Genomic DNA, 21,907 nt, shown 5'->3' with positions numbered 1-21,907 from the left:
AAGATCGGCCATGAGCGATGCGGACGGGGCGGCGGAAACTGGCGCCTGCGCGATCCAGATTTTCAAGCCAATCGATGCCGCGAGTGACAGGGCGAGCATCGTCTTAAACAAGAGCGGCCCTTTTTCTCAAGGTGATCGCCGAGAGGCCCACCACGGCGGCCAGCGTGGTCCAGATCGTCACCATCTCGCCGACGGCGCCATGGATTGTTTCAAACTGCGCCGGGTAGAGGCCGATCAGCGCCAACCGGATGATGTTGATTGTCACCACAGCCGCCGCGACGCCGACCCCCACGACGATGTTCCAGCTCGCTCGGCCTGGTGCGTGCAGGTTGACGGCCGTCACCCAACAGACGATCCCCACCGACACATTGCCGAGGGACGAGCATGCTGGGTAGACTTGGAAAAAACCCGACCCATCGGCGAAGGCGACCATATTGCCGCTGCGCTCCACGTTCAGGAGAGCAGCAGTGAGCAGCGCATCGCCAGACAGGATGGTGGGCGCAAAAAGGGCGAAGAGCAGTTTTGTCCAGATCAGCGAACCTGAGACCGCCGCGAGGATCCATCCAGCCCGGCGCAGGAGATCGCATTGTTTCTCCCGGGCCATGGCCCGGAGAGCGACAATGCTTAATCCGAGCCACGCCATGGGCGCGTAGGGCATCAACGCGAGAGCCGCCGCCGCGCCCGCCACTACATAGTCGAGCCGCGACGACGGGCGCGAAGCTTCGGCCGACCACGCAAGGCGAAGACCGACCACGCCGGCGGCCAGCACGAGAATGTTCATATCGAAGCTGTTGGCCAATGCGGGCGCGAAGCCGACCCGATTGATCGCCACAATGGCCTTACCGGCGACTCCATTGCAGAAGGTCAGCGTTGCGGCCCAGGCGAGCAGAGACGACGCGCTGGGGGCAGCCGCGCCGGGGTTCAGCTGAGCGTGACCAAATAGCGTGAGCGCTCTCAAGCGAATGTCCCGCCTACCCGCATGTTGTTCCTCCCTTGCTCCAGAAGTTTGTTTCCATGCTCCCGGCGCTCGACGCGATAACCGTTTATAATGCCGATTACGGAATTGCTGATCGTTGAAGGTATGCTTAGAACACAATCACAGACGCGGGTGAAGGCGGGGCAATCGCGGGGGTTAGGTGTTCGGGGCTTGGAAAGATCAGGTTCGTCGGCTTGCCCCTGAAGGTCTTCTCCGAGCAATCCGTTTTGCGCGGGCAAACGATCCGCTTCTTAACCTGGCCGAACGCCTTGCGCTGGGGCGAACGGCCGTCGACGTCGGCGCAAACGAGGGGCTTTACACCCACCGCTTTGCGCGAAGCGCCGCTCGGGTCGTGGCGTTTGAACCAATCCTTTGGCGAGCGGAGTCTTTGAAGACGCGCTACCATCATGTCCAGATCGAAGCCTGCGCGCTCAGTGACCACGATGGCGACATGACGCTTTTCGTTCCGGTTAAAGAGGGTCGGGTCATTGACACCCGCGCTTCACTCGAGGCTGAAGCCAACCCGGGCTATAGCCTTGTGGCGCAACCAACCCCTGTCCGCCGCTTGGATGCCTGGCGCCTGGACGATGTTGCGGTGATCAAGATCGACGTCGAGGGCCACGAAGCCGCCGTGCTCGCCGGCGCCCGCGAGACCATTCTGCGAAATCGCCCTGCCCTCGTCGTAGAAATCGAGGAGCGCCACCATCCGGGCCGGTCGAGTTCGATCGTCGATGACCTTGTGGCGAACGGCTACCGCGCCCATTACATTGAAGGTGGTGAAGTGGTCGGCGCAGATGTGATTGACTTCGTACGGCTGCAACCACCAGCGCTCGCGAAATCGCCGGACGGCGCGTTCGATTCTGGATACGTGAATAATTTTCTTTTTCTTCCGCGCGAAGGAAGGACTCAGGTCCTTTGATGCAGATTTATTTCGCATGGGTGCGCTACCAGCGACGCGCCGAATCCATGAAGGACTTCTTCAATTTTAACGTCGTCTATCTGCCGAGCCCGGAGCTTCGCTCGACGTCCCGGCTGGCCATCAGCTACGTGGCGCGGGCATACCGCATGATAACGATGGCTCTGCGCGCCGCTCCGGAAGCAATCTGGGTGCAGGCGCCGCCCAACTTCCTCGTGCATCTTGCATTCGTGGCCAGAGCGCTGACAGGCGGAAAAACCAAGATCATCGCAGACCTGCACAACGCCGCCCTTTCGCAACGATGGTGGCGGACGCCGCTGAGCCGGGCGCTCTTGAACCGCTGCGACGTCGTGCTGGTCCACAACGCTGACGTTTACGCGCGCGCCCTGAAAGCCGGGATCGTCGCGAACAAGCTTTTCGTTTTGGAAGACAAGACGCCTCGGTTCAACACCATCGCGGCGGTCCCGGGCGCTGGACGCCCCATGCTCGTGATGCCGTGTTCGTTCAATGCCGACGAGCCGGTCTCGATGGTGATTGAAACCGCAAGAACGCTGCCCCAAGTGGATTTCATCATCACCGGCGACAAGGCCAAGGCTCAAAGGCGCGGCTTTGTCGAAGGCGCGCCTGATAACGTTCACTTCACCGGCTTTCTCGACACCGACGCATTCAACTCGTTGATAATGAGATCCTACGGCGTTCTTGCCTTGACGAAGGAGGACGGCATTCAACTGAGCGCCGCCAGCGAAGCGCTCGGCGCAGGTAAGCCGATGATCCTGAGCGATACACCCCTGCTTCGGTCGCTATTCAGCCCGGCAGGGCTGTTCGCCGAGAACAATACAGCCGAATCACTGAGAATTTGCTGCCTGCGAGCCATCGTTGAGCACGAGGAGCACGCGAACGCGGCGATTGCGCTCCGGGGCTCACCGTCTCGGGTTACACGGTGGCTCAAGCAGGCGGAGACTGTCCGGGCGGCGATTGGGCTCTGACCGGTGATTTAAAGCCGTTTTTCACATCGCACCTGTTAATTCTGTTGCAAATCGGTATCATCGCAACCTGGAGGGTGTCTGATGGACGCCAACTCTGCGTCACTCCCGCAACCGGCCTTATTGGCGCCAAGGTGTTCCCGCTGGGGTGTCTGCTGCCGGACGTTTACGTTTTCCCGTAAGCTGACTTTAACGTGGCCGGATCACTGATTGTGGAACGTTACGGCCAGAACGCGCCGTCGGGGTCGGATGAGATTGGACGACAGCATGCTTGCGGGCCGCAACACGAACAATGAGCTGGCAGAACCGCTGCGCCGATGCATCCGCGCCTTCGCGGGCGCGGGCGTCATGAGTTGCATGATCAACATCCTGTACCTCACGGGATCGTTCTTTATGCTCGAGGTTTACGATCGTGTGGTCCCCAGCCGTAGTGTGCCGACGCTGATCGGCTTGTGCGTGCTCGCCGCTTTCCTTTACGGCTTTCAAGGTCTGCTTGAGGTCTTGCGGAGCCGCGTGCTCGTGCGGGTTGGCACTTTCGTGGACCAAAGCCTCAGCCGTCGTATCTACGACATCATCGTTAGCGCTCCCCCGGGTAAAAACAGCGCCGAGGCGATGCAGGGCGCGCGCGATCTCGAGCAAGTCCGCACATTCCTTGTGGGGCCGGGGCCAAGCGCTTTCTTCGACCTGCCGTGGCTGCCATTTTATCTCGGAATCTGCTTTATCTTCCATCCGATGATCGGGCTGACGGCCGTGTTCGGAGCCTTGATCCTCGTCGGAGTCACGGTTGCCACGGATATCTTCAGCCGCCGGCCGATGGCGGCCCTCACGGTCGACGCCATGGACCGTCGCAACATTCTGGAAGCGTCGCGGCGCAACGCTGAAGTCGTGCAAGCCATGGGAATGGGTCCCCGCCTTGGGGACCTTTGGGACCGATCCAACGAAAAATACCTAACCAGTCAAAGGACGCTCGCGGACGTCAGCGGCGGGCTGGGGTCGATCTCCAAGGTGCTGCGCATGATGCTCCAGTCGGCCGTGCTGGCGGTGGGCGCATATCTGGTCGTTCAGCAGTTGGCCAGCGGCGGCGTCATCATCGCGGCGTCGATTTTGACAGCGCGAGCTCTGGCGCCCGTCGATCTGGTGATTGCGAATTGGAAGGGATTCCTCAACGCGCGGCAAAGCTGGGCTCGTCTGCGCGAGCTGTTGAGGCAGAACCCTGCCCGCGCGATGCCGCTGACTTTACCGGCGCCGGTTGGCACCGTTGATGTGGCGAATGTTACGGTGGTGCCGCCCAACGCTCGGCGTCCGGTGGTGTCCTCCGCAACTTTCAGTCTCAAGGCAGGCCAAGGCCTCGGCGTGATTGGTCCGAGCGCTTCGGGCAAGTCGTCACTCGCCCGGGCCATCGTCGGCGTGTGGCCTGCAGTCGCGGGCAGCATACGGTTGGACGGAGCGGAACTCGATCAGTTTTCGCCTGAGCAACGCGGGTCCCATATCGGCTACGTGCCCCAGGATGTCGAACTCTTCTCCGGCACAATCGCTCAGAACATCGCCCGCTTCGATCCCAAGGCGACATCGGAAGCGATCATCTCGGCGTCCCGTATCGCGGGGGTCCATGACCTGATCCTTCGTTTGCCCGAAGGATATTCCACTCAGATCGGCGAAGGTGGGGCCGCCCTGTCCGGCGGGCAACGGCAACGGATAGCCCTGGCGCGGGCGCTATACGGCGACCCCTTCCTGGTGGTGTTGGACGAGCCCAACTCCAACCTCGATGCAGACGGCGAACGTGCGCTCACCAATGCAATCGCGTCCGTGAGGGCGCGCGGGGGAATCGTGATCGTGGTCGCTCACCGCCCCAGCGCGCTAGCTTCGGTTGACCAGGTCCTGGTGATACGGGACGGTGTGATTCAGGCTATCGGCCCACGCGATGCGGTTTTGCGCGAACTCGCAAGCCCGCAGCCCGCTGTCGAGGCTGCTTCCAGTTCCAACGCCTCCGCCGCTGCAGGCGCGGCTGCCCAGCCTCAGCCGGTGTTCCGGGTCGTAAGCGAAAAGCAGGCGATCAAGGCATGAGCGAGAACGCAGATCAGACCCTGGCCTCGATCAAACGCCACATGCAGGCTGGCATAGCCGCCGTCGTTTTCCTGGCGGTGGGCGTCGGCGGATGGGCGGCCACAACGGAGTTCGCGGGGGCGGTCATCTCCCCCGGAGCCCTCGTGGTCGATTCCAGTCTCAAGAAAATCCAGCATCCCACAGGGGGTGTGGTTGGGCAGATCGCGGTGACGGACGGCCAAAAGGTAGCGGCCGGGCAGTTGCTCGTACGCCTTGATGAGACGGTCGCTCGTGTGAACCTTGCCATCTTGACCAAGAGCCTGGACGAGTTCTACGCGCGACAGGCCCGACTCGAAGCCGAGCGCGATGGGTCGACCGCGCTTCAATATCCCGACATCTTGCAGAGCCGGAAAGCAGATGACGCTGTGGCGCGCATCATGGCTGGTGAAAGCAATTTGTTTGAGCTTCGGCGTACCGCACGCGCCGGACAAAAGATGCAGCTCAGCGAACGCAAGGCGCAGCTGGCGGAGGAGATCCGCGGCCTTAGCAACCAGATCGAAGCAAAGCGAAACGAGTCGCGGTTTATCGCCCGCGAGTTGGAGGGCGTTCGCGATCTGCTCCGCCGCAACCTGATCCAGTTGCCCCGTGTCACTGCCCTCGAGCGCGACGCCGCCCGGATCGACGGCGAAGCTGGGCAGCTCACCGCGGCGGTAGCTCAGACCAAGGTGAAGATCAGCGAGACCGAGTTGCAGATCATCCAGGTTGACCAGGACTTGCGTAGCGAGGTCGCCAAGGAGTTGCGAGAGATTCAGGCGAAAATCGCCGAACTCGTGGAACGAAAGGTCTCCGCTGAGGACCAGATGGCGCGGATCGAGCTCAGGGCCCCGCTGGCCGGTGTGGTGCATCAGCTCGCGGTCCACACCGTTGGCGGTGTCGTCGGGCCCGGCGAGGTGTTGATGATGATCGTTCCCGAGAAAGAAGAGCTCGTCGTCGAGGTCAAGCTTCCACCCAATGAAATTGACCAGGTGCGGCCTGAGCAGGAGGCTTTCCTACGTCTCAGCGCTTTCAATCAGCGCACGACCCCGGAGTTGAACGGCAAGGTCGTAATGATCGCCGGCGACTTGACCACCGACCAGCGAAGCGGGCAAAGCTACTACGCGGTGCGAATTTCAATTCCTAAATCAGAGGTTGCGCGGCTGGATGGTCTCCGACTCGTGCCGGGCATGCCCGTGGAGGCCTTCATCAAGGCTGAAAATCGGACTGTCCTGTCATTCTTGATCAAGCCGCTGTCGGATCAGCTAATGAAGGCCTGGCGGGAGAAATGATGCCGCAGGGCCTGCAATAGCAGGATGTGGCAGTTGCGACCAGGGCTCTTCATAAACGCGAGCCTGTCAGGCGTGGCAGATGTTCAGCAAACGGGGCTCAATGATGAGCATGGACCCTATTTGATGTGACGTTAGCACGTCCCACCCAAGTCATAGCGAGGATCATCAACTGAATGGCGCGTTGCGAAATCATCATTGTCGGGTATCGGTGCGAGGACGACATCGTGCAATGCCTGCATGCGATCTACGCACTCGAGGGCGGCGACGTCTCGGTTCGCATCTGTGAAAATGGCGGCTCGCAAGCCTATGCTTCTCTGATTTCGGCTCTGACAGAGGTCTTCGGATCTTCGGACACCATTCCAAGCAGTTCAAAGTCCCTCGACGAGGGACGTCGGTTCGCAGGCGCCGTTCCGATCTGCGCATATCTGGCGGCCGGCAATCTCGGGTATGCGGGCGGCGTTAACGCCATCCTGGACGTCCTCGAAGGTGATCCTGACTGGGAAGCCGTCTGGGTGCTCAACCCGGACACACAGCCTCGTCCTGGCGCGCTAAAGGCTCTGCGCGAAAGGGCTCAGGACGGCGCTTATGGCGCTGTCGGCAGCCGTATCATTCTCAAGCGGTCCAATACCGTCCAAATGTATGCGGGCCGGTGGCGCCGGTGGATGGCGCGCGGTTACAACATCGGGCTAGGAGCGAGCGCGGACGCCACTATTGATCCAGCCGATGTTGAAGCTAATATGCAGTACATCAGTGGCGCCTCGATGTATGTTACCCGCTCGTTCATCAATACGGTCGGCCGAATGGATGAGCGATACTTTCTCTACGCTGAAGAAGTGGACTGGTTTTTTCGCAAGGGTCATTTCAAATTGGGGTATGCGCACGACGCGATTGTCGACCATGCTCATGGGGCGACGCTTGGGTCGAGCCACGATCGTCGGAGTCGGTCCAGTCTTTCGGTCTACCTCGATGAGCGCAGCAAGCTCCTGCTCACCCGCCGCTTTTTCCCGCGTCAGTTCCCGGTGGTCGCGGTTTCAACGTTCCTGCTCGCCGCCCAATACCTCAAAGCGGGCGCTTACAAGAACTACCGCGTTGCGCTTGCGGGTTGGTGGGCAGGTCTTCGCGGGGAAACGGGGTTCCCGCCGTCCTTCGCTCCGAAGCCGTACGAAATGGTCACTTCGCACCTGCAACAAAAATGACTCGATAGGTCCCGAAATCGCCGGGATCGAATGTTGGATAGGTCCGTCAGCCCGCCCACTCACTCTCACATATCTCGTGCGGCAGGCCTGGAAGGTGAATGGATGATCGGCGCGAACGTTCAGTACGACGTAGACTCTTTCCGCGAGCAGCCGACGTTGCGCAACGAGTTGCGCGCGGTAATGGAAATCCTTCGCCGGCATACGCGCCTTATTCTGCTGAGCACGACGGCCGGATTGGTGCTCGCCACCGCGTACAGCTTCACCGTAACCCCGACTTATCTGGCGACTGCACAGCTTTCCCTCGATCCGCGCCGCACCGCCATCGCAGCGCCGGTGAACGCCCAGACAATGAGGCGCGACGAACCCCTGATCGATTCCGGGCGCGCTGACACCGAGGTGGAAACAATTCGCTCCGAGAGCGTGATTCGCTCGGTCGTGACGACGCTTGATCTGCAAAATGCGCCCGAGTTTAATCTCCCCCCGTCGGGCATTCGCGGGATGCTGAACGAGCTCCTGGGCTCGTTCAAGGATCCGAGCGCGCCGCCGACCGAGGAAGACCGGATCCTTGGCACGATGGTCGCCGTCGGCAATGGTTTGAAGGTCGAGCGCGTCGACAAGAGCTACGTCATTACCATCAGCTTCGAGGCGATCAGCCCGGAACTCGCTGCAAAAGTGGCCAACGGCTTCGCTGACGCCTATGTGCGAAGCCAATTCGACGCAAACTACGACGCAACAAAACAGGCCGTGGTCTGGCTAAAGGCCCGCCTGAACCAACTCTCCGACCAGACCGCCAAGGCCGAAGCCGTGGTCAACGATTTCAGGCGTTCCAACAGCATCGCCAAGGCTGACGGAAAGCTTATCGACGAGCAGCAGCTCGCGGAGATCAGCACGCAATTATCCGCGGCTACGGCGGCCAAAGGGGAAGCGAAGGCGAAGCTGGACCGGATCATGCAGTTGCAGACGGGATCCCCGGACCTGTCGCTGACCGACGCGCTGCAGAACACGGTGATCACAAAGCTGCGGCAGCAGTACCTGGAGATCAACGGAAAGGCTTCCAGCCTTGCGTCGCGATACGGCGAACAGCATGCGGCCGTGATCAAGATGCGCGCCGACGCCAAAGCGATCCTGGATTCGATCCGCACCGAGATGCAGCGGTACCAAGAGAGCTATCGAAGCGACTATGAGATCGCCAGCGCCCGCGAGCGGTCGCTCAAGGAGAGTCTCGACGAACAATTCAAAAAAACCGTCGACGTCGGTGGCGCCCAGGTCAAGCTGAACAGCTATGAAAGCGATGCGCGCACGCTACGCACCGCTTACGAAGCGTTCATGCAGCGCTACACCGACGCACTTCAGCGGCAGAGCTTTCCAGTCAGCGAAGGCCGCCTGATCTCGACGGCGCAGCCGCCAAATGGCAAGTTCAAGCCCAAGCGTGGCATCTATATGCTGGCTGGCGCCGCCCTGGGTTTGTTCGGATCGCTCGGCGCCTCGTTTTACCTCGAGCTCGGGCGCCGCCGCATTCGCACCCGGAGCGAGGCCGAAGCCGCGTCCGGCGCCGAATGTCTCGGATTCATACCCTTGGTGAACGCCAAGCCTCAACAAGGGCCCGAAGCTGCCGACGGGCGCACGCTGCCGCTGGATTACGTCATGCGTCATCCCTTCTCGGTCGCGGCAGAAACGCTCCGAACCGTGGCGACGTCCATCAATCATAGCTCCGCGCCTGGCACCTGCCCGGTGGTTGGCATGATATCGTGCCTGCCGGACGAAGGTAAAACCAGCATATCCGCCAATTTGGCTTATTTGCTCGCCGGCCAAGGCAAGCGCGTGCTGCTCGTTGATGCGGATCTTCGCAACCCGAGTCTCACGCACACGCTAAAAGCTAATTTCGGCCCTTCGATCGAGGACGTGCTCTTGGCCCGCGCCAATCTTGCGACATCTGTACAGCACGGTCGCCAGCCTTTTGACTTCGTTCCCTCGGTGACGCGTGCCAGGCCGTCATTGACCATGACTGGCTCAGTGGTGGACGGCTCTTCGGGGTTCGAGCAGTTTGTCCCTCTCGGCTCCGATCTCTTCGGCGCGTTTATCGCGCAGGCGCGAGATCATTACGATTACGTCGTCGTGGACTTGCCCCCGGTGCTGCCCCTTGCGGACGTGCGATCGGCCGAAAGGTTCATCACGGCCTTCGTCCTGGTGCTCGCGTGGGCCAAGAGCGAGGAGCGGACCGTGGGCGAAGCGGTCGACTCAATCCCCAACATCCACGACAAGTTGGCCGGCTGCGTCTTGAACATGGCCGATGTGAAGCAACTGGCGCGTTATGGCGAGCAAGTCGCAACCTACTACAATTCCAAATATTTCACCCAACATTAGCCTTCCGACACGCGCTCGTCATAAGCCATATTTTGGCGCACGGTGGCGCTTCGGATGGGGGCGGCGCTTCAGGCTCTTGAACGGGGACAGCCGCATTGTTCTTGAGAACAGAGCCGTTGGCGCGGCGCCGAAATTGGCGTCGTCGGCCCTCGCGAAAGGCGTGAGGTACAGGCACTCCGTGAAACCGGCCCGCATGCCCAATATGGCTGCGAGGAGGGTCCAGTTGGTACCCCAGAAATGCACCGTGAAGGCGTTAAAAGCGTAGATGAAGATCGCGATCCCCAAGCCTGAGTGCGCATTTGCGATGAAAGCGTTGCCCGCGCTCCGGCGACTGTGCAACGGGAGAGCGAAACCGGTTGTAAGCATCGCCGCACCGAGCAGGATCGCCGCTGGCAGTCCGTTGCGAATTGACTGAATAAGCCAGAGTGAATCGATGCTGGGGGGCATGTTGTCGGGTCTCGCCCAATCGGCGAACCCGATGCCAACGAACGGGTGGCGTTGAACATTCAAGCCGACCCACTGCCAAATCTGCAGCCGGAACAGGCCAGTCTGAGGATCGAGCGTCAAGTTGCGGATCATCGTCTCGACAGGATTGTCGACGAGAATGAAAAGGCAGCCGACCCCAAACAGGGCCATCATGGCGAGTGCCTTCCACTTCCAAGGATGGTGTCTGAAAATACGGCCGAAAACCGCCGCTCCGAAAAAGAACGTCAGCGACAGGAAGGCCGCCGATGACAGCGCCAGCATTGCCATGAATGCTGATATGCTGCACCAGACCAGTTTTTGGGTTTGGTTCAGGCGAGAGAAGAAAAATAAAATCACCGCGATAGCGCCGAAAACCCCCAAGAGAATCGGATGCTCCAGTGAGCCCTGTGCGCGGATGAGGCCGAACCTGTAGTTTCGCTGCACGTCGGCAAGTTCGCCGGCCGATACGCGTGTCAGCATCGCGCCGACACGCGACACGACGTTCATGCCTGTCGCAGTGTCAGCCAGAGCGGAGATTAGGATCGCGACCACGGCCACTTTGAGCACGCGGATGAACTGCTCGTAACCGGCGGGAGTCCCGAAAAAGACCCGAGCGATAAGATAGGTGAAGCAAAACTCGAGCGCGGCCACCGTGCCATAACCCACCAGCCCTCCAGCGCCCTGGTGGTAAACGATCGTCCCGACCATCCACGCGCCCATGGCTGGCACAAACAGGTCGGACAGCACGAGCACAAAGCCGCCGCGCAGCAGCTTTCTGAGAACCTCCCTGAAAGCCAGCAGAAAAGCGATGAAAATGCCGACGCGCAGAACCGTAAGGGCCCCGGCAAGCGGGAGGATGATGCTCGACGGCACGACCATGAAGCCAGGATAGAACCAGGCTGCATTGTAGGCGTCGGCGGGATTGAAACGATAGCTGGTGGGAACTGCCAGCCGATTGGCCATCTTCCGTCTGGCGCGCGACGGGCGCGCTTCAGCATCCAGGCTTGCCGTGTCGAAGAGGTCACTCATGCTTTGAACCTACTGTGCAACTCGTTCGTCCCCCGCCGCGCGCTGCGCCTTCTCGCCCCACATCGCGACGTCATTGTTCATGATCTGCCGCGTCCGCACCGTCGCGGCGCCTTCAGTCATCCATGACATGGACGTCGGCGCTAAGTCGGTCCTGAATGGGTCGCGGCGGATCCCGGCGCGTACGCCTCACGGTAGAGCGGGCCAAGCCGTATCAACGCAAGGCAGGCCACGAATCCGACGGCGACGAAGCCTGCAGCTACGCGGACCCACAACATGTTTGACCAACCGCTTTCAGCGAGCCCGAGGGCGGTCAGGAACGGCACCATCACAGCGAGCGGCGTCCAAAATAAGGTCTCGCGCCATACCGGCCCCCAAGTCGCCCGCGATAGCAACAAGGTTACGACCAGCGCGAAAAGCTCACCGCAAGCGACGCCGAGGAGCACGGATGTCAAGCCTGGGCGAAAATACACGAACAGCAAAGCAAAGCCAAAGCTGGCGATGGGTGACTGGCTGGCGACCGCCAGGCGGCCGGTCATATGGCGCATGAGGAAGACCGACGTCTCAGGCTCTGTTCTGCAGACCCTGAACATCATGATCAAACCCAGGAGGATCACCGCGTAGTCATCAATGACGAAGCGCGGCCCAAACAACAGGGGCATCATCACTTTGACGAGAACAACTAGAGCAGTTGAATAAACGGCGGCTAGCATCGGAACGCCAATTGCATACAGCCGCAACCTGGACATTCGTACGCTTTCATCACGGGCATTGTGCAGGCCGGCGAATTGCAAGGGGCCTATGATGCGGAACAAGCCACTGATTGGAACCAGGGCGATCAGGATCGTCACGGCGTAAAGGCCGAGTTCTTCAACGCCGAGCGTTGCGGCGACCAGAAGGCGGTCGCCTTGAGTCATAACCGACTGGCCGATCCCATTCAGCACGAGCGGCATGGAATACCGCAGCGCGTTGAGCAGCAGCGGGGAACGGGGGGCGACGCGGTAAGGGGTCGTCGATAGCAGGTGAGTCGCGGCGACATAAACGGTCGACTGCACCATCAAATACGCGATGTAGGCGTAGTGGGATTTCCAGACCAGTCCGACGAAAACGAGCGCCGCCAAGCCGCTTCCATGAGAACAAAGCGACGCGATCAACTGCGGCCAGTACCGGTAATCGCGCTCCGCCACCCGGATCTCAAGGTTCTCGAATCCGCGGATCAGCGCCACAGGAGCCAGCCAAGCGAAGCTTGGCCAATCTTCGCAGCGTACAAAGCCGCAGGCGAGCGGTGCGGCGATGGCGGAAAGAGCCACGCAAAGGATCAAACCTCGCGCAAGCGCAATGGCGTGGGCGGCTGCAAGGGCCTTGCGAAAATCCTCCCGAGGGCTCGCCAAAACAAAACGGTGTATGGCCGTGTCGGCCAATTGTTCCGCTGCCGCATAGGTGGCCGCGAGCGTTGACGCGAAGCCGAGTTCCAATGGACCCAGCGCCCGCGCCATGATCATCATCCGGACGAAAGCCACCAGCATTTCGTTTAAGCTGAACGCTATCAGCGGCGCGCCACGACGCAGGGCAGCCCTATTCATGTTTCGAGATCCGATACAAACGATTCCTCCGGTGAGGAGATTCGGTGTCGCTGGGGAGCACTCCGCGCATTTAGAGCGCAGAGTCTAGTGAGAGAACCTCCGGGCGTCGAAGGAGTAGGCCGGTGATCGGGCTGCTTCTCGCTTTGCAGGCGAGAGGTCACGAACGCATCCTCATGAACGCGACCTGGCCGATACGCAATCTTATCTCACCCACGTTCTCCGGCCTGGCAGAGGCGAGCCCTCCGCGTTCGTTCGTGGATGTCAGAGCGTTCCATGGAGACGATTAGCGGCACGAGCCGCCCGTGATAGCCTCAGCCAGCAACGGGACCATGATGTCGCTGGCCACGCCTCCCTTCGGATGCAAGCCGTCTGGAAGCGCCGCTTGGAGCGAAGCCGAATCGAGCTTCGCCCAAGCGGGCCGAAAATCCAGGGTCCGAGCGCCGAGTTCGTGCGCGACTTCCAGATGGGTTTCCATGTAGTGGCGCAGAAAGGGCCGGATCAGGCCTCGAAGACCACGGACCGGGCTCATCGCCATGACGTAGATGGTGGCGGCGGGGGCCGCTCGGCGGAGGCCGGTGAGCAACGCAACCATGTTGTTCCGGCTTCGGCTAGGGAGCATCCACCTGTTTAACGCCGCGTCGTTAGACGCGAATTCAACGAGCACGATGTCGGGTCGCTTTGCGGCGACGGCTTCGATCTGCTTAAGCGCCCAATCGGTTGACGCTCCGGACTTCGCGATGGTCTCCACGCGAACGCTTTGGCCCGTGCATTCCGAAAGCCGCGAAACCAGCGATGACTGCCATTCGCCGCGTGCCGTTAAACTGGTGCCGAATGCGACAATGGTGATGTCGGCTGCCGCAGGTCCTACCGAAGCTAAAAGCACGCCGATTAGGCCGCCCACCAGTCCTGCGTTCATGGCTTTAGATTAGGCGCAAACGCTCTTTGGCGCCAGCGCTGGCGCACATGGCTGGACGCACGTGCAGGTCACGCGGCCTTCCCGGCGCCGTGTGACAAGCCGAGCAGCGAGAGCTCCTGAAGAGGCGCGGCCGTGTAGATCGCGCGAACCTGGGCGTCGATCACGGCACAGCACTCGGCGTCCGCACCTTTTGCCTGCAGAAGCCAAGCCGCTTCCTGAATACGCTCCGCCGCCGCCAACATGGCGACCAGCGCCTCCCGCCCTCGCTGCAGGAGCGGCTCCGGGGTGTGCCCGACCTCGTGTCCCTCTTCGGTCCGGTGTGGCGGAGCCGACGCGAAAGCGTCAACGGTGTGAGCAAATCCGGCAGCAAGGTCTCTGAGGGCATTGAGGATCAGCTGCGTATCAGACTGCCGATTGCGCCGGGCAAACTCTTCAAGAAACCACCTGCCGCGGGTTGTCTCCACCACAGCGGCGTGAATCGACTCGTAGTCGGTGGGCAGGAGTGTTCGCGTCTCAGCGCCGCCCATGGAAAGCCTCCGGCCATGCTGAAGAGCGAGGATCAGACACTCGAGATCGCCCTGTGCAATGCGAGGTCTCGTTTGAGGCTCTCGATTTCACGGAGAAGCGCAAGCGTGCGATGATCAATCTCGGGCTTAAACTTCTTGGCGCAGCGATCCGGGAAATAGACGCCGATCGACCGGGTCAGGCGCCAACGAACCCGGGCCGCGAAGATGCGGTTCACGTCGATCTTCAGCACGAACTCGTCAGGCAATCGGGCGCCTGATCGGAGCCTCAGATGCGCGCCTATGTCCGACAAAACGTCGATATCGAACGAACCCAGCAAATCGCCGCGTTCGGTGAAGGCTTCGGCGGACGGCGCGTCAGCGGGAGTTTCAGTCGCTTGCATAGTACACCTGCGAGCGAACACTCTCCGTCAGTTTGGTTATTTGTTGGTTAAGGAATTAAATTCAGTTCGTTCAATAAGCTCGCTTCGAACCCTTCAACTCGCGCAGCGTCAACGCGAGGATCTTTATGTCGAGCCACAGGCTCCAGTTGTCGATGTACCAGAGGTCGTGCGAGACGCGCTCGGCCATGCTCTCGATGGTGGGGGTCTCTCCGCGGCAGCCGTTGACCTGGGCCCAGCCGCTGAGGCCGGGCTTCACGTGGCGGCGGAGCGCGTAGTCGGCGATCACGCCGTCATAGTAGTTGTCGTGGGCCACGGCGTGCGGGCGCGGGCCGACGAGCGACATGTTGCCCAGCAGCACGTTCAGCAATTGCGGCAACTCGTCGAGGCTCGTCTTGCGGATGAAGCGGCCCACCTTGGTGACGCGACGGTCGTTCTTTTGTGCTTGGCGCACCGTGGCGCCATCCTCCTGCACGCGCATGCTGCGGAACTTCAGGATGCGGAAGGTGCGGCCGTTGAAGCCCTGGCGCTGCTGGCGAAACAGCACCGGACCGGAGCTCTCGACCTTGATGGCAAGCGCCAGCAGCAGGAAAATCGGGCTGAGCAGCGCGATGGCGACGCTCGCGACTGCGATGTCGAGGCCACGCTTGGCGCCCTGCTCGATGAGGCCGAGCGGCGCGCGCTGCATCTCGACAGCGACAACTGAATCCATGTGGCGCACGGGACGGGACATGAAATCCGCAAAGTCCCCGTCCGCGACCAGCCGCACCGGAAGCGGGAGAGCGCGGAAGATTTCCAGCGACGAGACGACTTGGGCGGCCTCGGCCCAGCCGCAGGCGACGTAGATCTCCTCGGCGTCCGAACCGCGCAAGTCGTTGCAGAAATTGTGGAGCGCGACCTGCCAGCTGTCGCCAGCGGGGCCGGAGGTCAACGCCAGGCGCTGAACCGGATGGACCCCATGGCGGGACATGTGCTTCAGCACGTTGCGGCCGTTGGCGGCGCCGAAGCTGATCAGGGCGACGCGGCGGGCCTTGAAGCTGCCGGAAGCGAGCGCGTTGCGAATCAGCCGGCGCCAGACCGCCCGGGCGATGATCAGCGATGCGCCGCCGGCGAGCGCGAAGCTCAGCACGGCGCCGCGGGAAAAGACGTCGCCGATCTTCAGCACGAAAGCGACAACGGTGAGGAACAGCCAGACGGATGTCCAGATCGCCGCGACCTTGGCTCCGTCGCGCCGCTCCTTGATGATCGAGAGCGGCTCATACAGCGAACGCAGGTGGGCCGCGCCGCCATAGATGGTGCACACCACCAAGGCCACGCCGACATAGCGGGAGAGGTCCGCCACCACCCCATAGGTGGCTTCCTGATAGGCGGCGCTGCATGCGACGCCGACCAGTGCGATCAGCAGCATGTCGACCGCGAAGACCACGATCCCGACATTGTTGAACGAGACCGGAGCGACCCACCGATTGGCCATGGGCGTTAAGTCCGGGCCGGCGATCGGCTTCGCATCCATGCTTAGACCCCTTTGGCGAACCCAGCTTTCTTAACTGGCTTTAACGCTGGATTCAACATGCAAGGTGCGGTGCACCATGTTGAGGTTAACCGTGGCCGCAGAGCAAGAGGCTTAACTGGCCGTTTGGCGCATGTGTTCGTGCGAAACCGCAAGCATTTGTCGAGATGTTAAGGCAATTTTTACCGGCGCGGTTTTGGCGTCACCCTGCCCCGAACGCATAGATGGAAGCGATGTTCCATACGGGCTTCCGTAATCTATTGAGCAAGCTCGAACTGAGCTGATGTGATTGCTGCCTAAATCTTGACTCCGTTCTGCATCATTTGACTCCATTTTGGAGCTGCAAGCACAAGTGTCACACACGCCGCAGCGCCGACCTGCCGCAACAGCACGCGCACCGTTAAGGCGCCGCCCTCCGGCCTAAATCGTGGCGCTAAACGAGCGTGGGATGCGGCGGGCGATTCGACGTCACAGAGCTGTTTCAACCCGCCCTTAAGCTGCTGGTCATGACGCAACGTGGAGACTCTCATGAATCACGCCGATCAGCGCCGCGCCGCACCAATCAGCGTCGCCGCCCGGCCGGATTACGCGTCCGACCGCCTGGTCGGAGCCGCGATGGCGGGGAGTTGCCTCCTGCTGATGACGGGCTGGCTCGGGTTCCTGGGCTGGGGCGCCGGTCGCCTGTTCGCGGTGTGGTGAACCGCCTCAGGCCGGATCACGCCTTTTCGCTCTCCTCCGTATCCTCCAGCCGATCCAGCACGGCCTCTGGCGCAACGTCGCGCTTGAGCTCGGAGAGTTCCGGCCGGTGCGCCTCCGTCACCCCCACCTTGGCGGCGATCGCGGCGGTGAGCTGCAGCAGGCGGGTCACCTCGTGCTCGGCCAGCAAGTTGATCTGCAGGTCGAGATCGGCGCGCCGGTCCGCCGCTGCGGACGCCCTGTTCTGGCTGATGAGCACAAAGGTGGAGAGAAAGATCGCCTCCACGGACGCCTCTGTCGCGAGAATCACGAAAGAGGGATCGAACGGCTTCAGACCCGGGATCAGCCCCGCATTCCAGCTCACCCACACGGCCAGCGCCGCGAGGTGGATGTAGACGAACGCCATGCTGCCGGTGAAGCGCGTCACCAGCCCGGCGATGCGCTCCTCGAGCGTGGCGGCCTTGGCTTCGCGCTCCCGGCGTTCGCGCAAGGCGTCGATGTTGCGATGGAGGACGGAGCTCAGGCCCGTCTGGTCAGGATCGGTGGACAGCGGGTTGTCGGCGGTCATCGGCGCTGGTCCGCCCCGGCGCCCGCCGCCGAGGGCTTTGCGGCGGGGCCCTTCTTCGCCGGCCGCTTGACCGACGGGCGCTTGGCAGCCGGCTGATCTCCGGTGAGAGTTTCGTTCCCCTTGCTCTTGCGGGTCGACGACCGGGCGGCCGCCGGGGCTTTGGCAGCCCTCCTCCCGGAAGCCTTGGCGTGAGAAGCAGCCTCCGCGCCCGAAGCCTCGTCTTTGACGGCTTTCGCCGGCCGCTTGCCGGCCGGATGCTTTGCCTTCGGCTTCGCCTCAACCGGCTCGTCCTGGCCCCACACGGCGTCCGCCCGCGCGGCTGGGCTCGCCTGATCCACAAAAGCCTTTGGGGCTTTCCCCTCCCCGGCCGCGATGGCGTCGAGCGTGCGCCCGGATGCGACCGACAGGTCCTGCGCCAGCACGGCGTCGCCCTTCTCATCCACGGCAAATTCGTCGCGGTGCTTGATCAGCAGCCAGTTGGTGCGCTTGTCGCCGGGGCGATTGCGCTTCATGCGCACCAGCACCCAGCTGCCGTGCAGCTTCTCGCCCTCCAGGCGGAACTTGAAGTCGCCCTTGGCCAACGCGTCCTCGGGGCCGAGCGGCCCTTCCGGCTCCCAGTAGCCCCGGTCCCACACCATTACGGTCCCGCCGCCATATTCGCCGGCCGGAATCGTGCCCTCGAAGTCGCCATAGGCGAGCGGGTGGTCCTCTACCTCCACGGCGAGGCGCTTGTCGTGCGGGTCGAGCGACGGGCCCTTGGTCACCGCCCAGGATTTAAACACGCCGTCGATCTCGATCCGCAGATCGTAATGCAGGCGCGTGGCCGCATGTTTCTGGATCACGAAGCGGCGCCGTCCACCGGTCGTGGTCCGCTCTTCGCCGCTCGGTTCGGCCGTTTTCCCAAAGTCGCGCTTGGCGCGGTAGGCCGACAGCTTTTCGTTTTGCACGTTCGATCCACTCCGACGCGAGGGCTTGAGCGAAACCCCCAGCGCGGTTCCGGGTTCCTGTGCGTCGGGCCGGCGCACGCGTTCGCAGGTCCCGGCCGCATTTGGCATTGCGCGCGCCCCTGCATCGCACGACATAGTTCGTGCATTCGTGGCTCCAGGCGTCCCATCGAGGGCGTCAACGTCGTAGGTCCCCGTCCATGATCAAAACCGTCCCGACCACGCCCTTCGAAGGCCAGAAGCCCGGAACTTCCGGCCTGCGAAAGAAGGTCTCGGTCTTCCAGCAGCCGCGCTATCTCGACAATTTCGTGCAGGCGATCATGGACAGCCTGGAGGGAACGGCGGGCCAGACGCTCGTGCTGGGCGGCGATGGGCGGTTTTACAACCGCGAGGCCATCCAGATCGTGATCCGCATGGCGGCCGCGAAAGGATTCGGGCGGATCGTGGTCGGACGTGGCGGCATCCTGTCCACGCCGGCGGCTTCAAACACGATCCGCAAGCTCGGCGCCTATGGGGGCGTGATCCTGTCGGCGAGCCACAACCCGGGCGGGCCGGATGGCGATTTCGGCATCAAGTACAACATCGGCAATGGCGGGCCCGCGCCCGAGAAGATCACCGACGCGATCCATGCGCGCACGCTCACGGTGGATCGGCTCGTCTACGTCGACACCCCGGACATCGATCTGAACGCGCTGGGCGATTTTCCCGTCGGCGAGGCCATCGTGTCAGTGATCGACCCCGTGGCGGACTATCAGGTCCTCATGGAATCGCTGTTCGACTTCGATCGGATCCGCGCCCTGTTCGCATCGGGATTCCGCATGCGCTTCGATGCGATGTCGGCCGTCACCGGCCCCTACGCAACCGCGATCCTTGAAGGGGCTCTCGGCGCCGCGCCCGGCACTGTGATCAACGGCACGCCGCTCCCGGATTTCGGCGGCCACCATCCGGACCCGAACCTCGTCCACGCCAAGGACCTTTACGATCTCGCCATGTCTCCCGATGGGCCGGACTTGTGCGCCGCCTCGGACGGCGACGGCGATCGCAACCTGATCATCGGCAAGGGGCAGTTCGTCACTCCGTCCGACAGCGTCGCCATTCTGGCCGCCAACGCGCATCTGGCGAAGGGCTATGCGGGCGGCATCGCCGGCGTGGCGCGCTCCATGCCCACCAGCGCGGCGGCCGACCGAGTTGCGAAGGCCAAGGGCATCGCGATCTACGAGACGCCGACCGGCTGGAAGTTTTTCGGCAATCTGCTGGACGCCGGCCTCGTGACGATCTGCGGCGAGGAGAGCGCCGGAACGGGTTCCGACCACGTCCGGGAAAAGGACGGGCTCTGGGCGGTCCTGCTCTGGCTCGACATCCTGGCGACGCGCCGCCAGAGCGTGGCCGAGATCGTGCGGGAGCATTGGGCGACCTACGGCCGCAACTACTATTCGCGCCACGACTACGAGGAGGTCGAGGCTGCGGGCGCCAACGCCATGGTGACGGAACTGCGGGCCAAGCTCCCCGGCCTCAAGGGGCAGCGATTCGGCGGGCTGGAGATCGCGGACGCCGACGATTTCGCCTACCACGACCCGGTGGACGGATCGGACTCGCGCAACCAGGGCATCCGCATTCTTTTCACCGAAGGCTCCCGCCTGATCTTCCGCCTCTCGGGCACCGGCACGGCCGGCGCCACGCTGCGCGTTTATGTGGATCGCTATGTGGCGGACGCCGCCCAGCATGGCCTGGATACGCAGGAAGCGCTTTCGGATCTGATCGCCCTCTCTCACGAAATTGGTGGGATCGAGCGCCACACCGGTCGCAAGACCCCGAGCGTAATCACTTAGGTCCGGTTCGGCGCGCCCGGCGTCTCTCGCGGTGAGTTCCGGGCACGTCCCGGGATCCAAGGCGGGGCTGCGGCGTCGCGGCTGAAGCCGGCCCAAACATGGCGCAAAAGGGCGGCGCCACACTGGCGACAAAGGTTGCTGGTCTCTGCTGGAGCTACTCCAGCTGCGTTGCAGCTTCACGCCGGGGCCCGGCGGCAGGGTCCTTGCATCCCTGGCGTGCAATCGACATACAGCCCCCCTCATGCACGAAACGAAGACGAGAGGTTCTTGCCATGCGCATCACGATGATCGGTTCAGGCTATGTGGGCCTCGTCTCAGGGGCCTGCTTTGCTGACTTCGGTCATACGGTGACCTGCGTCGACAAGGACGCCGGCAAGATCGAAGCGCTCCGGAACGGCGTAATGCCGATCTTCGAGCCGGGTCTCGACGATCTGGTCGAGAGCAACGTCGCCGAGCAACGCCTCTCCTTCACGACAGACCTCAGCGAGGCCATCCAGGACGCCGAGGCGGTGTTCATCGCCGTCGGCACGCCGTCTCGCCGTGGCGACGGCCATGCGGACCTGTCCTATGTCTATGCCGCCGCCAAGGAGATCGCCGAGCTCAGCGCGGGACCGCTGGTGGTCGTCACGAAGTCGACCGTACCGGTGGGCACCGGCGACGAGGTCGAGCGCATCCTGCGCGAGACGCGTCCGGACGGAACCTACTACGTCGTCTCCAATCCTGAGTTCCTGCGCGAAGGCGCGGCCATCGGCGACTTCAAGCGCCCCGACCGCATCGTGATCGGCACCGACGACGCGCATGCCCGGGAGGTGATGAGCGAGCTCTATCGTCCGCTGTCCCTCAACACGCCGCCCTTGATGTTCACCGGGCGCCGCACCTCGGAGCTGATCAAGTACGCCGCTAATGCGTTTCTGGCGGTCAAGATCACGTTCATCAACGAGATCGCGGATCTCTGCGAGGCGGTGGGCGCCGACGTTCAGGAGGTCGCGCGCGGCATCGGTTCGGACAACCGCATCGGTTCCAAGTTCCTGAACGCAGGCCCCGGCTATGGCGGCTCGTGCTTCCCCAAGGACACCACAGCGCTGGTCAAGACCGGCCAGGACGCGGCGGTGCCGCTGCGCATCGTCGAGACCGTGGTGGCGGTGAACGACCAGCGCAAGCGCGGCATGGCCCGCAAGGTGGTGACGGCCTGCGGCGGTTCCGTTCGCGGCAAAACCATCGCGGTGCTGGGCCTCACCTTCAAGCCCAACACGGACGATATGCGCGATGCGCCCTCGCTGGCGTTGATCACAGCCCTGCAGGACCAGGGCGCCGCCGTGCGCGCCTATGATCCGGAAGGCGTGGAGCAGGCCAAGGGCATGCTCCGCGACGTCGAATACGCGCCCAACGCCTATGACTGCGTGGAAGGCGCCGACGCTCTCGTGATCGTCACCGAATGGGACGCCTTCCGGGCCCTCGATCTCAGCCGCGTCAAGCGCCTGCTGAAAGAGCCGGTCGTGGTCGACCTGCGCAACATCTACCGGGCGGACGACATGAAGCGCCGCGGTTTCAACTATGTCGGGATCGGGCGCCCCTGAGGGCGCGCCCGCGACAGCAGCGCTCTACCCTTCGTCCTTGGATACTCAGGCCCAAGGGCCTGCTCCTCGGGTCGAGGGGCATTGCG

17 protein-coding genes and 1 pseudogene are annotated in these 21,907 nt (G+C 62.6%); 9 read left to right on the top strand and 9 right to left on the bottom strand.

Annotated features, from left to right (window positions below):
• Window positions 1–103: 103 nt before the first annotated feature.
• A complete protein-coding gene (locus IEV99_RS09135) occupies window positions 104–958 on the bottom strand; it encodes a hypothetical protein (RefSeq protein ID WP_188517338.1) in 855 nt (284 codons plus the stop codon).
• 178 nt (window positions 959–1,136) lie between these two features.
• Here IEV99_RS09135 and IEV99_RS09130 point away from each other — a divergent pair, with 178 nt between their 5' ends.
• From IEV99_RS09130 to IEV99_RS09105, 6 genes are all read left to right on the top strand, one after another.
• Window positions 1,137–1,895 carry an FkbM family methyltransferase gene (locus IEV99_RS09130; protein WP_188517337.1) on the top strand — a complete coding sequence of 253 codons (759 nt, stop codon included), beginning with the start codon at window positions 1,137–1,139 and terminating at the stop codon, window positions 1,893–1,895.
• Complete coding sequence (locus IEV99_RS09125) at window positions 1,895–2,878, top strand: glycosyltransferase family protein (RefSeq protein ID WP_188517336.1); 984 nt, start codon at window positions 1,895–1,897, stop codon at window positions 2,876–2,878. The genes IEV99_RS09130 and IEV99_RS09125 overlap by 1 nt, the downstream gene beginning before the upstream one ends.
• A gap of 246 nt (window positions 2,879–3,124) precedes the next feature.
• Entirely contained in the window at window positions 3,125–4,939 is a 1,815-nt protein-coding gene (locus IEV99_RS09120; RefSeq protein ID WP_371875770.1) for a type I secretion system permease/ATPase, read from the top strand.
• A complete protein-coding gene (locus IEV99_RS09115) occupies window positions 4,936–6,243 on the top strand; it encodes an HlyD family type I secretion periplasmic adaptor subunit (RefSeq protein WP_188517335.1) in 1,308 nt (435 codons plus the stop codon). Before IEV99_RS09120 ends, IEV99_RS09115 begins: the two co-directional genes overlap by 4 nt.
• A 173-nt stretch (window positions 6,244–6,416) precedes the next feature.
• Window positions 6,417–7,439, top strand: a complete 1,023-nt coding sequence (locus IEV99_RS09110; RefSeq protein ID WP_188517334.1) for a glycosyltransferase — start codon at window positions 6,417–6,419, stop codon at window positions 7,437–7,439.
• Between the two features lie 102 nt (window positions 7,440–7,541).
• Window positions 7,542–9,803 (top strand): GumC family protein, encoded by a 2,262-nt coding sequence (locus IEV99_RS09105; RefSeq protein WP_188517333.1) that lies wholly within the window; start codon window positions 7,542–7,544, stop codon window positions 9,801–9,803.
• 18 nt (window positions 9,804–9,821) lie between these two features.
• Here IEV99_RS09105 and IEV99_RS09100 read toward each other — a convergent pair whose 3' ends face one another.
• The 6 genes from IEV99_RS09100 to IEV99_RS09075 form a co-directional block, all read right to left on the bottom strand.
• Window positions 9,822–11,297, bottom strand: coding sequence for an O-antigen ligase family protein (locus IEV99_RS09100; RefSeq protein WP_188517332.1), 1,476 nt, complete (start codon window positions 11,295–11,297; stop codon window positions 9,822–9,824).
• 140 nt (window positions 11,298–11,437) lie between these two features.
• Entirely contained in the window at window positions 11,438–12,877 is a 1,440-nt protein-coding gene (locus IEV99_RS09095; RefSeq protein WP_188517331.1) for a lipopolysaccharide biosynthesis protein, read from the bottom strand.
• Between the two features lie 283 nt (window positions 12,878–13,160).
• The gene (locus tag IEV99_RS09090) at window positions 13,161–13,793 is read right to left on the bottom strand and encodes an SGNH/GDSL hydrolase family protein (RefSeq protein WP_188517330.1); all 633 of its coding nucleotides are present in this window, start codon (window positions 13,791–13,793) and stop codon (window positions 13,161–13,163) included.
• A gap of 68 nt (window positions 13,794–13,861) precedes the next feature.
• A complete protein-coding gene (locus IEV99_RS09085; RefSeq protein ID WP_188517329.1) occupies window positions 13,862–14,320 on the bottom strand; it encodes a hypothetical protein in 459 nt (152 codons plus the stop codon).
• Between the two features lie 32 nt (window positions 14,321–14,352).
• The gene (locus IEV99_RS09080) at window positions 14,353–14,550 is read right to left on the bottom strand and encodes a hypothetical protein (RefSeq protein WP_188517328.1); all 198 of its coding nucleotides are present in this window, start codon (window positions 14,548–14,550) and stop codon (window positions 14,353–14,355) included.
• Window positions 14,551–14,770: 220 nt separating this feature from the next.
• Window positions 14,771–16,171, bottom strand: a complete 1,401-nt coding sequence (locus IEV99_RS09075; RefSeq protein WP_188517327.1) for an undecaprenyl-phosphate glucose phosphotransferase — start codon at window positions 16,169–16,171, stop codon at window positions 14,771–14,773.
• A 564-nt stretch (window positions 16,172–16,735) separates the two neighbouring features.
• Here IEV99_RS09075 and IEV99_RS09070 point away from each other — a divergent pair.
• Window positions 16,736–16,906 carry a hypothetical protein gene (locus IEV99_RS09070; protein ID WP_188517326.1) on the top strand — a complete coding sequence of 57 codons (171 nt, stop codon included), beginning with the start codon at window positions 16,736–16,738 and terminating at the stop codon, window positions 16,904–16,906.
• 16 nt (window positions 16,907–16,922) lie between these two features.
• Here the strand turns inward: IEV99_RS09070 and IEV99_RS09065 are convergent, their stop codons facing one another.
• Window positions 16,923–17,471, bottom strand: coding sequence for a DUF1003 domain-containing protein (locus tag IEV99_RS09065; RefSeq protein WP_188517325.1), 549 nt, complete (start codon window positions 17,469–17,471; stop codon window positions 16,923–16,925).
• Between the two features lie 230 nt (window positions 17,472–17,701).
• A pseudogene (locus IEV99_RS09060) lies at window positions 17,702–18,418 on the bottom strand (DNA polymerase ligase N-terminal domain-containing protein); the annotation flags it as partial.
• A gap of 197 nt (window positions 18,419–18,615) precedes the next feature.
• Between IEV99_RS09060 and IEV99_RS09055 the strand changes: the two are divergent.
• The gene (locus tag IEV99_RS09055; protein ID WP_188517323.1) at window positions 18,616–20,244 is read left to right on the top strand and encodes an alpha-D-glucose phosphate-specific phosphoglucomutase; all 1,629 of its coding nucleotides are present in this window, start codon (window positions 18,616–18,618) and stop codon (window positions 20,242–20,244) included.
• A 272-nt stretch (window positions 20,245–20,516) separates the two neighbouring features.
• Entirely contained in the window at window positions 20,517–21,821 is a 1,305-nt protein-coding gene (locus IEV99_RS09050; protein WP_188517322.1) for a UDP-glucose dehydrogenase family protein, read from the top strand.
• Window positions 21,822–21,907: the final 86 nt, after the last annotated feature.

It is taken from the genome of Alsobacter metallidurans (assembly GCF_014636935.1).
Taxonomy (GTDB): Bacteria; Pseudomonadota; Alphaproteobacteria; order Rhizobiales; family Beijerinckiaceae; genus Alsobacter; species Alsobacter metallidurans.
The sequence above is the reverse complement of the archived record's forward strand: the minus strand, read 5'-3'. Positions and strand labels throughout refer to the sequence as shown.